The sequence below is a fragment of the Corynebacterium sp. c8Ua_99 genome (assembly GCF_039907185.1).
Taxonomy (GTDB): domain Bacteria; phylum Actinomycetota; class Actinomycetes; order Mycobacteriales; family Mycobacteriaceae; genus Corynebacterium; species Corynebacterium jeikeium_D.
The window spans coordinates 63,924-76,066 of record NZ_JASBOG010000001.1; the positions used below are offsets into that span (position 1 = coordinate 63,924).

At 56.2% G+C, this 12,143-nt stretch carries 8 protein-coding genes and 2 pseudogenes; 1 reads left to right on the forward strand and 9 read right to left on the reverse strand.

Translation table 11 applies throughout. The annotated features are described in order from the left end of the window. Nucleotides 1–14 precede the first annotated feature (14 nt). Together thyX and dapB are read right to left on the reverse strand one after the other, a co-directional pair. Complete coding sequence (gene thyX, locus QKE19_RS00275; RefSeq protein WP_049170838.1) at nt 15–767, reverse strand: FAD-dependent thymidylate synthase; 753 nt, start codon at nt 765–767, stop codon at nt 15–17. Between the two features lie 20 nt (nt 768–787). Then, nucleotides 788–1,540: a 4-hydroxy-tetrahydrodipicolinate reductase gene (gene dapB / locus QKE19_RS00280; protein ID WP_049170836.1), complete on the reverse strand. Its 753-nt coding sequence runs from the start codon at nt 1,538–1,540 to the stop codon at nt 788–790. Nucleotides 1,541–1,804: 264 nt separating this feature from the next. On the opposite strand from dapB, the gene QKE19_RS00285 reads away from it, so the two are divergent. Beyond that, a complete protein-coding gene (locus QKE19_RS00285; protein WP_224433133.1) occupies nt 1,805–3,193 on the forward strand; it encodes an MDR family MFS transporter in 1,389 nt (462 codons plus the stop codon). A gap of 31 nt (nt 3,194–3,224) precedes the next feature. Here QKE19_RS00285 and galK read toward each other — a convergent pair. The 7 genes and pseudogenes from galK to rpsO form a co-directional block, all read right to left on the reverse strand. Further along, a pseudogene (gene galK, locus QKE19_RS00290) lies at nt 3,225–4,436 on the reverse strand (galactokinase); the annotation flags it as partial. A gap of 54 nt (nt 4,437–4,490) precedes the next feature. After that, a pseudogene (galT, locus tag QKE19_RS00295) lies at nt 4,491–5,636 on the reverse strand (galactose-1-phosphate uridylyltransferase); the annotation flags it as partial. Nucleotides 5,637–5,645: 9 nt separating this feature from the next. Beyond that, the gene (locus QKE19_RS00300) at nt 5,646–5,927 is read right to left on the reverse strand and encodes a hypothetical protein (protein WP_049170832.1); all 282 of its coding nucleotides are present in this window, start codon (nt 5,925–5,927) and stop codon (nt 5,646–5,648) included. Between the two features lie 16 nt (nt 5,928–5,943). Beyond that, nucleotides 5,944–7,605, reverse strand: a complete 1,662-nt coding sequence (locus QKE19_RS00305; protein WP_172954607.1) for a sodium:solute symporter family protein — start codon at nt 7,603–7,605, stop codon at nt 5,944–5,946. A 278-nt stretch (nt 7,606–7,883) separates the two neighbouring features. Further along, a complete protein-coding gene (locus QKE19_RS00310) occupies nt 7,884–8,840 on the reverse strand; it encodes an aldose 1-epimerase family protein (RefSeq protein ID WP_347890078.1) in 957 nt (318 codons plus the stop codon). 157 nt (nt 8,841–8,997) lie between these two features. Next, a complete protein-coding gene (locus QKE19_RS00315; protein ID WP_172954647.1) occupies nt 8,998–11,295 on the reverse strand; it encodes a polyribonucleotide nucleotidyltransferase in 2,298 nt (765 codons plus the stop codon). A gap of 478 nt (nt 11,296–11,773) precedes the next feature. After that, entirely contained in the window at nt 11,774–12,043 is a 270-nt protein-coding gene (gene rpsO, locus QKE19_RS00320) for a 30S ribosomal protein S15 (protein WP_016422594.1), read from the reverse strand. Nucleotides 12,044–12,143 lie beyond the last annotated feature (100 nt).

Consider the following 12,143-nt stretch of genomic DNA (forward strand, 5'->3'; position numbering starts at 1 on the left):
CACTGTACGTGCGATTACCCCTCGAAGGCGTAAGGACTCGACGCGACGACCGACCCATCCTTCAGAGTGTTAATCTCAAAATCCCCAAAAGCAACAGGAGCACAGCGCTGCAGCTCCCGCAGGCAAGCCACTGCCAACTCCCGAATTTCAGCATCGGCATGCTCAGTCGCACGCATCGAAATGAAGTGGCGCCAAGACCGGAAATTACCAGTAACCACGATTCGAGTTTCGGTGGCATTGGGCAAAACCGCCCGGGCTGCCTGGCGTGCCTGCTTTCGCCGCAAGATAGCGTTGGGCTCGTCGGCCCACTTCTCTTCCAGTGCGTCTAATAACTCACCATAGGCGAAACGGGACTGATCAACCGCGCTTTCGAAAACTCGCAACAGATCCGGGTCCTCCGCAATTGCGGGAGGAACCACAACATTGTTGGAACTGGCCGGCACAAACCGCTGCGACAACTGCGAAAAGGAAAAGTGGCGGTGCCGTGTGAGTTCATGTGCACACGAGCGCGACAGCCCACGAACATAGATGCTTGCACTTGCGTGTTCAAAAAGTGAGGTGTGGCCTACCTCAAGCACATGTCGCAGATATCCCCTATTCGTCGCCGTTCGTGGATTGGGCTTGTCCCACGTTTCATAACAAGCCCTGCCGGAGAACTCAATCAATGCTTCCCCACCATCGGCATCGGTATCAAAGTCGATGTCCTCCGGCGGGAAGAAGTTGGTCGCGGCGATTAGCTGCGCCTTGAGAGTGACATTTTCAGACATTTTCAGTTAACTCCCGGCCATTAAAGTCCCAGGAACGGCTCCAGTCCCACAGTCAGGCCCGGAAAATCCTCAATCTTGCGCACACCCAGCAGAACGCCTGGTACGAAGCTGGTGCGCGAGTAGGAGTCCTGCTTGATGGTGAGCGACTGCCCTTCTGCACCGAAGATAACGGTCTCGTGAGCCACCGAACCGGTCATACGGACTGCGTGCACCGGAATGCCCTCGACCTCAGCACCGCGAGCACCATCGAGAGTTTGCTCAGTGGCGTCCGGCTGCTCCCCCATGCCGGCTTCCTTGCGAGCACGAGCAATAGCCTCAGCAGTGTGGATAGCGGTGCCCGAGGGGGCATCCTTCTTAAAAGGGTGGTGCATTTCGATAACTTCAGCGGAATCGAAGTACGGAGCGGCTAGCTCCGCCATCTTCATCGTCAGTACCGCGGAGATTGCGAAGTTCGGTGCAATAAGAACATTGGCCTCACCGGCGGCGTCGTCAAGCCAGCGCTGCACCTGATCGAGGCGCTCCTTGGTAAAACCCGTAGTACCCACGACGGCGTTGATGCCATTCTTAATGCAGAACTCAAGATTGCCCATCACAGCGTCGGGCTGAGTAAAGTCAACAATGGTCTGCACACCAGCGGTGACAAGTTCATTCAGGTCATCGCCAGAGTCGAGACCCGCTGCCAGCTCCAAATCGTCGGCGGCTTCGACTGCCTCGCAGATGGTGGACCCTACCTTGCCCTTGGCGCCAAGTACGCCGACCTTGATATTGCTCACAGCTATTGTCCTTTCCCAACGGGTTTATCTTTCTCCCTTACCTTAGAATGTGTTGGCCAACTTGTGTGCCAATGCCCCCGTCCGCTTTGCCTTTTTGTCGACTTACGACGGGGTTTTTGTTGCGCTAAGATTCCATATCTTCGACAATTACCTATTTCTGTACCGATATATAGAAAGAGACTTCAATTGGTTTCTGAATCTGAAGATTCCGAACTCAGCCCAAGTTCGGAGGCACCACAGGCCGATGCGCCCAAAAGTGCTTATATGGCCATTTACGTGCTACTAGCTGCGGCATTCATGGCTATCTTGAACGAGACGGTCATGAGCGTCGCAATTCCCGTCGTCAAGGCGGACCTCGGAATCAGCGCAGCTACCGCAGGCTGGCTGACAACATCGTTCCTACTGACCATGGCAGTTGTCATTCCGGTCACTGGATTTCTCATTTCGGCAGTGCCGTTCCGCATTCTTTTCGCGGTCAGTCAAGGACTATTCGTCGTGGGCACTCTCATCGGTGCTTTCGCGCCAAACTTCGCGATCGTTCTGCTCGCACGCATTGTCCAAGCGTCCGGTACCGCAGTGCTGCTGCCGCTGCTGATGACCACGGTGCTCAACGTAGTACCGGAGCATGAGCGCGGGCGCATGATGGGACGAATGAGCGTGGTCATCGCTGTCGCGCCTGCTATCGGACCGACCATCTCCGGTCTCATTCTGGAGATTGCCAATAACAATTGGCATGCGCTTTTCGACACGATGTTGCCGCTCGGCCTAATTGTGCTGGTAGTGGGCGTCATCCTCGTTCCCAATATTGAGGAAAACTCCGCGAAGCCCATCGATATCCTCTCGGTGTTCCTCAGTGCCGGCGCATTCGGCCCGCTGGTGTACGCGCTGAGCCGCGTAGGCGCAGAGTTTTCGCTTATCGACGGAATCCTGTGCGCAGTCGGCATCGTGCTGTTGGTGTTCTTCATCATGCGCCAGCGCCGTTTGGCACCGCACAACCGAGCTCTGCTGGATCTTCGAACCTTCCGCACAAAGAGCTTTAGGCTGTCCACAATCATTCTGACCATTGGTTTCATGCTGATGTTCGGTGTGATCATCATTTTGCCGCTCTACCTCAATCTGCGAGGTGTCGACGTCAAGACTATTGGTTTGATTGTGATGCCTGGTCCACTGGTTATGGGTCTGATGGGACCGGCTGTCGGCCGGCTCTTTGACAGCTATGGTCCGCGCCCACTGGCAATTCCCGGCTCCATTGTCCTTGCCCTCGGTCTTTTCGGGCTCGGCTTCATCTCAGCATCGACTCCGCTATGGTGGATTGTCGCCTGCCACATCGTCCTTGAGATTGGCCTGGGGCTGCTGTTTACTCCGCTGTTCACATTCGGTCTTGGTGATCTTCCGAAGCGCCTCTACCCGGATGGCTCAGCAATCATGAACACGCTACAGCAGGTTGCCGGCGCTGTCGGTACCGCACTGTTTGTGGCGCTGTCAGCTGTTATTGCCACTGGCCTGTCCGGCACTGGTGCAGCAGCTCCTGCCGCCGACGACTTGATTCGTGGCTATAGCATTGCGATGTTTACCGCCGCGGGATTTGCCGTGGTGCTAATCTTCCTCACCACGCTGCTCAAGCCGCAGCGGAAGAAGATTGCATTACAGTAGCCCCCCCCAAGACCGGGGGGGGGAATACCGCCTAAACTAGGCGGCTTGCTCCCGGCCCGGGATTTCCAACGAAAAACTCCGGTTCCGGCATTCCTCTGTCACGGAAGGCCGACGCAACTGCATTCGCTGCAGCACTGACACGGTCGTGTGGCAGCAGCGCAATGGCACTGCCGCCAAAGCCACCGCCAGTCATTCGGGCACCAAGCGCCCCCTGCTCAAGCGCTACGTCCACAGCAAGATCCAGCTCTGGACAGGAAACTTCGTAGTCATTCCTCAGCGAAAGATGGCTTGCCACCATCAACGTGCCAAAGGCCTCGAAGTCCCCCTCGGAAAGCTTTTCAATCGCCTGTGCCGTCCGGTCAATTTCGGTAACAACGTGACGTACTCGGCGCGCCACGGTATCAACCCATTGATCCCTATCTGCCTCAGCTGGGACGTTCTCCTTCGCCCAATTGATAGCAGCACCAACTGCATCATCCAGACCGCGGAAATCAGATACCCCAAGACCATTTGTCACGGCATCGATGATTCCGCGACGCGTCGCATACTGACCATCCGAGAGACTATGCCGAACGTTGGTGTTGATTACCAAAACCTCTAGGTCCTCGTCTGCGAAAGCAGCCTTTACAAGCTGGTCAGAACTCTTCGCAAAATCAATGACCAGTGCGTGGTTTTCCTTGCCCTTGATGGAAATACGCTGATCCAGACCGCCGGTAGAGGCACCAATGACCTCATTTTCTGCGCGGATAGCCGCCTCAACAATTCCCTGCTGCTCTTCATCGTTTGGTGCGCGCCCGTGGACGAGCTCAAAGGCTGCAACGCCGACAGAACACTCCAGAGCGGCGGAGCTGGAGAGCCCGGAACCGATCGGAACATCGGAGGAAATCGCAATGTCAAGGCTTGGACAATCCGCGGGCAACAGCCCTGCCTCACGCATAGCCCAGATAGTGCCAACTGCGTATCCCGTCCAATTTGCAGGAGAGTTCGGACCGACATCGGACATTGCGATAGCAACCGGCTTGTCACCGTCTGCGGCGTCGTCCTTGTCCATCAAGTCCGAAACAACTCGCACTGTCCACGAGTCACCAGCAGCCTGGGCACCCACCGCTGCGAAAGTACTCTGTGCCAACGCGAATGGCAGACAGATACCACCGGCATAATCGACATGCTCGCCAATCAGGTTGACTCTGCCTGGGGCGCGGAAGACGCCCTGTGGTTCCGAACCGAAACTGCGGCGGAATTGCTCAGTTACGTCAGATACCGCCTGTTTATGGGAGCGAGTGGGAAGCCAGCGAGTCTGGCCAACTTCCCGGAAGCGGTCAGCGATTGCCTCCGGGGTCGTGTCCGAAATCCAGGCTCCTTGCCCGGACTCTGAACCCGCGAGGAACTTCATGCGTCCTGCAGAGCGCATCATGGAATAGAGCTGCAGGTGGAGGCGGCCAAACTGGTGATCCTCGCCTACCGGAGCTTGGTTCCATGCTGCGATGTACGGCGTTTTGTCGATGCCGGGGAAGAATCGGTCAATACGTCGCAGCAGGTCAAGGTACATTGCTGTCAGTTCGTCCTTCTCCGCATCGGTCAGCTCCTGAAAACTACCGACAGCGCGGTTAGCCATAATCATGACTTCGACTGGCCACTTAGCTGCAGCTGGGACGAATGCGGTGAAGTACTCCCCTTCTGCGATGATCCGTCGACCTGAAGCCTTTTCGGCCTCCAGGACATCCTCAAAGAGGTCACGACCGGTGGTTTCGAAGTGGGCTTTCGCGCGTGAAACAATGGCTGCCGCACGTGGGGGCAGATACGGGTACGAGTAAATCTGCCCATGAGGATGCTGCAGCGTTACCCCAATTTCCTTGCCCCTGTTTTCAAAGGGGAACACCAACCTCACACCTTCGAGCTTGCTGAGTTCCGCAGTGCGGTGCGCCCACGCTTCAATAACGGTGCGAGCACGAGTAAAGGTCAGATCCCGGAAGGAGTCCGAAACATTCGGGGTAAAGCAGACAACCTCGCACCGAGCCAAGGCCGGCTTCCGCGGGAAAATCTCGGCGCCGTCGACAGTTTGGGCAAAGTCATCCGGAACTTCCATGTGCATGGAAAGCGAAGGGAAGCGGTTTTCAAAAACCACCACGTCGTAGTCACTGGCAGGCACCTCTGTGGGAAGTTGTCCCGGCAGCGTCGGAGCTAGTGGGTTCTCACCAGCAGGAGGCATAAAGGTGCGGTTCATGCGGTGCGCCGCGTAGCAGTACCAATCACCTGTCAGCGGATCTTGGCGCAGCTCCGACTCCGTAATCGCCTGTGGCAAATCACGTTCGTCGGTTAACTTTCGAGTCTTTTTGCCCGAGACATAGTCCGGTTCATCGTCGAAGTAGATTAGCTCGCGACCGTCGGCAAGCGTAGTGCGCGTTACCGAAAAAGCGTGAGAAGGCTGGTCATCGGTTGTCATTTTTACTCCTTATGATTCTTCGACAACCGTTGGGCGCAGTTTTGCCCAGGCATAGAAAACGATTGCAAAGAGAAGCAGGGCTATGCCGCTGTACAGGTTATACATCGGCTCTTTGGCAACACTGGTCTCCGGGTTAACTCCAGGATCGAGGAACAGCCACGACAGCAGCAAAATGATGCCGTAAAGACCAAGCAGCGCCCCAATGACATTGCGAATGTCAAAGGCACCTGCTTTCTTATTACCGGTGCTGATAGTCGCTTCTACAGTTGAATTGTTGTGTGTCCGTGACATGATTTCTCACTAGCTCCTATGCGAAAACGATGTTAAGAACTACGGCCATCACCAGGCACAAAATACCCAGCGGAACAGTTCGCTGTAACAATGGCAGCTCTGCCTCAGCAGCGTCTGTGAAGTGAGCCTTCGGCGTGACGGACTTGACGAAGCCCACCAGCTCCTCATCGGGTTTCGGCGTTGTCATGAGCGAAACGACCACAGCCACCACAATATCGACGACGAATGCCACGGAGGCGGCAGCGAACGCAGTGCCTTGCCCCGGCAGCTCAAAGATGGTTGCGCTTGCCGACGTGAACTCGGAGATGTACCAGTACAAAATCGCAGCACCCGTTCCTGCGAGCAGAGACGTCCAACCTGCTGTCGGCGTCATGCGCTTCCAGAACATACCGATAAGGAAGGTAGCGAACAACGGTGCGTTGAAGAAGCCGAATAGCGTCTGCAGGTAGTCCATGACGTTGCCGAAATTATCGGCAATCAATGCGGTGAACACTGCGATGCCGGTCGCGCCAATGGTAGCGATACGACCAACCTTGAGGTAGTAATCATCTGCTCGATTTTTGACGACGTAGGTCTGCCAAATGTCGTAGCTAAAGACTGTGTTGAACGCGGAGATATTCGCCGCCATACCTGCCATAAAGGCTGCTAGTAGCCCTGCAATAGCGATGCCCAGCAGGCCGTTGGGAAGCAAATCTCTCATTAGGTACAGAATTGCGTCGTTAGGCTTGGCAGTCTGATCCATGATGGGTGCGACAGTCGCGCCGGCGATCATGCCCGGCAGCACCACGATGAACGGAATGAACATCTTTGGAAACGCGCCGATAATTGGAGTCTTGCGTGCGGCCGACAGCGAATCGGCTGCCATGGATCGCTGAACCTCCACGAAGTTCGTTGTCCAATAGCCAAAGGACAGCACGAATCCCAAACCGAATACCAATCCGATGACTGAAACTACCGGGTTGTCAAAACCAGAAATATCCGTGCCCGGCCAGGTGTGGAAGTGCGATTCAGTGGCAACTTTTTCCTTAAGCCCCGACCAGCCGCCGACGCTGTGCAGACCGATTAGAGTCAGTGGCATTAGAGCTGCGACAATCACGAAGAACTGAAGTACCTCGTTGTAAATCGCTGCGGACAGTCCGCCCAACGTGATGTAGGACAGCACAATGACTGCAGCGACGACCAATGTCAGCCACAGTGGCCAGCCGAGTAGCGCATTGACCACTTTGGCCAGCAGCAAAAGGTTGATACCCGCGATGAGCAGCTGCGCGACGGCGAATGAAATCGCGTTGACAAGGTGCGCTCCGGGACCAAAACGACGCAGCATGAATTCTGGTACCGAGCGAACCTTGGAGCCATAGTAAAAGGGCATCATGACAATGCCCAGGAACACCATGGCGGGAACCGCACCAATCCAGAAGTAGTGCATGGTCTGGAAACCGTATTCCACACCATTTGCGGACATACCGACGATTTCCACTGCGCCTAGGTTGGCTGAGACGAACGCCAACCCTGTCACCCAAGCCGGCAGTGAGCGCCCAGAGAGGAAGAAGTCAATGGAGCTGGACACTTTGGCTCGTGCAGCCCAGCCAATGCCTAGGACGAATAGGAAGTATAGGGCAACAATGGAGTAATCCACCCATGATGCCTCGAGCCGTAGGGCTGATTGCGCCACTATCACGACGGCCTCCTCACAATTAGGGAGTCAAAACGTATTCAGGAAATGCACGAATTGGGATTTCTTTTTCTCGGCACCTGGCTGGTGCACGCCCATCAAGGCCGTGAAAGTGGCTCGACCTACCCCGAAGTGTGGGGCCAGATAGCCACTATCCGGAACAAAAGGAAGACCTATTCTTTTACATTCGTCCCCAAGTGTATTTTCCATTCTTAATTCCAGGTGAATTAATTAAGAAGGTTTTAACCCGATTGAGGGGGCTGCACTCTTCTGCGCTGGGAAAACTATTTTCCGCCCGTTTCCGCGCGCAGTCCCATGGCAAGAGTTGTTGTCTCTCCAGCCTCAACTCGCAGCAAACCGGTACCGGAGCGTAGCGCATCCGGCGGACATGTCATTGGCTCCACCGCAATCGCATTCCCGTGCCCAGGAAATCCTTCTCGTCGTCCAGCGTCGGCAACATAGACCTGGAAGAAGCGGAATTCATCATCGGCCCAGAGCACAGCACCCTTGCCATTTGGTCCAACCAAATGTGCTTCACGACGGCACGGTGAGTGACTCCCCGCTGCCTCCGCGGCAGCAAAGAAGCAGTGATCCAGCCACAGTCCATCCAGGGATACCCCCTCTCGAAGGCTGGGAACCACTGTCTCCGCTGGCACCGCTGGGCCGGCGGGCAAGTTTCGAATTGGCTCCAGTGGCAGGTTGTTATCAACGGGCAACCGTAGTGTGCAACTGCCGAAGTCAGCGCCCAACGCGCTTAAATAGGGATGCCAGCCCAGACCAAACGGGCACTCCCTATCGCTGCGATTATGCACTGTGAACTCCGCCGATAGGCCATCTGCAGACGTGACTTGCCAGCGCACGGTCATACCGAGTTCCCAAGGCCAGCCCGGTTGCGGCTCAACTTCCACGCCCAAGGTGACGCTGCTGTCATCAGAATCGACCACAGACCAAACGCGATCTGCAACAAATCCGTGAATAGCATTCGCCCGGGACGGCTCCGAAATATCTAGTCGATGGACTTCCCCATCAAAGATGAATACTCCGTCAGCGACCCTGTTCGGCCACGGAGCCAGGAGCGTACCTGCGGACAACGGTGGATTGAACCCTTTGGGATAGTCAGTCAGCAGTGGCAGGCCACAGTACTCCAGTGATCTCGGTCCACCACCGAACTGGGAAATACTTGCGACATAGCCACCGGCCGCAATGTCGATGAATTCATGATCGTGCGCGACAAGTTGCATGCGCAAATTACCTTCCACGTGGGTTCGAAAATTAATCCCTTCGAAACCCGAGATTAACCCAAAACAAAAGCGCGGTTAGGTCAATTTGTGACCTAACCGCGCCATCGCTACACGCGTTGTTGGAGGCTACCTAAAGCACATCCTCCGTCGCCAAGCATTAATCGTCTTCGACCGGAACCAGCGAGATCTTGCCGCGGTTGTCGATATCAGCGATTTCGACCTGAATCTTGTCGCCGACATTGATGACATCCTCGACCTTCTCGATGCGCTTGTCGCCACCGAGCTTGGAGATGTGGATCAGACCGTCACGGCCCGGAGTCAGGGAGACAAAAGCACCGAAAGCGACAGTCTTCACGACAGTGCCCAGGTAGCGTTCGCCGACCTTCGGCAGCTGCGGGTTAGCAATGGCATTAATCTGCTCGATTGCAGCGTCCGCGGCCTTACCGGAAGTTGCCGAGACAAATACGGTGCCGTCGTCCTCGATAGAGATATCAGCACCGGTTTCCTCGGTGATGCCGTTGATGGTCTTGCCCTTCGGACCGATGAGCTCACCGATCTTCGAAGCCGGAACCTTAACGGTGGTGATCTTCGGAGCGAGACCACTCATCTCGTCCGGAGACTCGATGACCTCAGCCATGGTGGACAGGATGGCCAGACGTGCATCACGAGCCTGGGACAGAGCATCGGCCAGAACCTTCGACGGAATACCGTCGAGCTTGGTGTCCAGCTGCAGTGCGGTAATGAAGTCCGCAGTACCAGCGACCTTGAAGTCCATGTCACCGAATGCGTCTTCGGCACCGAGAATATCGGTCAGTGCGACGAAGCGGTTCTCACCGTCAACCTCGCCGGAAACCAGGCCCATGGCGATACCGGCAACCGGAGCCTTCAGCGGCACACCGGCGTTGTACAGCGACAGAGTCGAAGCACAGACCGAGCCCATGGAGGTCGAACCATTGGATCCAAGAGCCTCGGAGACCTGGCGAATGGTGTACGGGAATTCCTCGCGGGACGGCACGACCGGCAGCAGAGCGCGCTCAGCCAGTGCCCCGTGACCAATCTCGCGGCGCTTCGGAGAGCCAACACGACCGGTCTCGCCGGTGGAGTACGGCGGGAAGTTGTAGTGGTGGATGTAGCGCTTGGAGGTAACAGGAGTCAGCGAGTCAATCTGCTGCTCCATCTTCAGCATATCCAAAGTGGTGACACCCAGAATCTGGGTCTCGCCGCGCTCAAACAGCGAAGAGCCGTGGGCACGCGGAATCAGACCGACCTCAACGCCCAGGTCACGAATGTCGGTGACACCGCGACCATCGATGCGGAAGCCCTCAGCCAGAATCTTCTCACGGACAATCTGCTTCATCACTGCGTTGTATGCAGCGCGAATCTGCTTAGATGCAGCTTGCTCGTCGACATCATCGGATACGAAGCGCTCCAGCAGCTGCCCCTCGACGTCCTCCATGTACTCATTGGTGGCGTCATCTCGTTCCTGCTTACCCGGAATGGTGAGCAGCTTGGCCAGCTTCTTAGCGGACTTCTTCTCGACTGCGTTAAAAATCTCATCGCTGTATGCCGGGAACAGCGGGAACTCCTGCGTTTCCTTCGCTGCGCGCTCAGCCAGACCCTTCTGTGCCTCACACAGAACCTTGATGTGCGGCTTTGCTGCCTCGAGGCCAGCGGCGACGATGTCCTCGGTCGGCGCCGGTGCACCGTCAGCAATACGCTTGACGACGGTCTCCCCTGCTCCGGCCTCCACCATCATGATGGCGACATCTTCGACGTTCTTGCCGCGACGCTTGCGGGTGACGATACGGCCAGCGACGACCATCTCGAACAGAGCCTGCTCGTGCTGCTCCTCGGTCGGGAAAGCGACCCATGCACCCTCTGGGTGCTTGTCATCAGCAACAAGCGCGATGCGGACGCCACCGACAGCGCCGGAGACCGGCAGCCCGGAAAGCTGAGTTGCAGCTGACGCGCCGTTGATTGCGACAACGTCGTAACGGTCCTTCGGATCCCAGGACATGACGGTGACAACAACCTGTACCTCGTTGCGCAGGCCCTTGACGAAGGTCGGACGCAGCGGACGGTCAATCAGACGACATGCCAGGATGGCATCGGTAGACGGGCGGCCCTCACGGCGGAAGAACGAACCCGGAATCTTGCCCGCAGCGTACATACGCTCTTCAACGTCGACGGTCAGCGGGAAGAAATCAAAGCCCTCGCGGGGCTGGTTGGAAGCGGTGACGGTGGACAGGAGCATGGTCTCCTCGTCCAAGTAGGTGGTCACCGAACCATCGGCCTGACGAGCCAGCTGGCCCGTTTCAAAGCGAATGGTGCGGGTGCCGAAATCACCATTGTCGATGGTGGCAACGGCCTCGGTAATACCGAAATCCTCATCAAAGAAAAATTCAACAGCCTTGCTGTTGGCCATAGGTTTCTTACTCCTAGAAATAGCGGCGATCATCGATGTCGCCTGTAAAAGATCGAATGAACTTCGTTTGCGTCACGCATTCTACCAGCTAACGCGGAAAGTTCTCGTATTGGACGGATCGGAGATCTCTCACTGCATCTGGGTTCTTGCACCTACGCGGGGTTCTAGGAGTTTGCGGGGCGGGGGCACTTATCGATGACTTTTCTTGACTCATCGATGGTTTACCGTGTCTTATCGACGAATTACCGTGTCTTATCGATGGGGCCCCGGCACTTATGCGCACGCCTTCGATCAGCCCCTCCACCTGTCGATGAGGTATTCACTTGTGGCCACGCTACAGCGCATCGATGAGTGAATACCACAACGACAAGTGATCAAAAAAAAAGACCCGCCGTGAGCTTCCATCCAATGGAAACCCAAACGGCGAGTCTAAAAAGCTTAAAAGCCTTGAATTAACAGAGCAACTTACACCAATGAAGCTCTGACAAACAGGACCTTAAGGAGAACCTTAGCGACGCAGACCCAGGCGCTCGATCAGCTTACGGTAGCGCTCAACGTCGTTGTCCTGCAGGTACTGCAGCAGGCCCTTGCGGCGACCGACCAGCAGCAGCAGACCACGACGGGAGTGGTGATCGTGCTTGTGGAACTTCAGGTGCTCGGTCAGCTGACGAATACGTGCGGTCAGCAGTGCAACCTGAGCCTCCGGGGAACCGGTGTCGGTCTCGTGCAGGCCGAACTCCTTGAGAATCTCAGCCTTTTCTGCAGTGTTCAAAGCCATGTAAATCTAACTCCTTGAATCAAATTATGGTCGTTTTTTCAGTCCACATTCTCGGCTTTCCCGGAACCAAACAGCGTCTGGCAACTGGTTCCTCGCAACT

What these genes read in the sequence shown, in the direction of transcription:
- thyX (WP_049170838.1), bottom strand. Translation starts at nt 767, where the DNA reads ATGTCTGAAAATGTCACTCTCAAGGCGCAGCTAATCGCCGCGACCAAC.
- QKE19_RS00285 (WP_224433133.1), top strand. Translation starts at nt 1,805, where the DNA reads ATGGCCATTTACGTGCTACTAGCTGCGGCATTCATGGCTATCTTGAAC.
- QKE19_RS00300 (WP_049170832.1), bottom strand. Translation starts at nt 5,927, where the DNA reads ATGTCACGGACACACAACAATTCAACTGTAGAAGCGACTATCAGCACC.
- QKE19_RS00310 (WP_347890078.1), bottom strand. Translation starts at nt 8,840, where the DNA reads ATGCAACTTGTCGCGCACGATCATGAATTCATCGACATTGCGGCCGGT.
- rpsO (WP_016422594.1), bottom strand. Translation starts at nt 12,043, where the DNA reads ATGGCTTTGAACACTGCAGAAAAGGCTGAGATTCTCAAGGAGTTCGGC.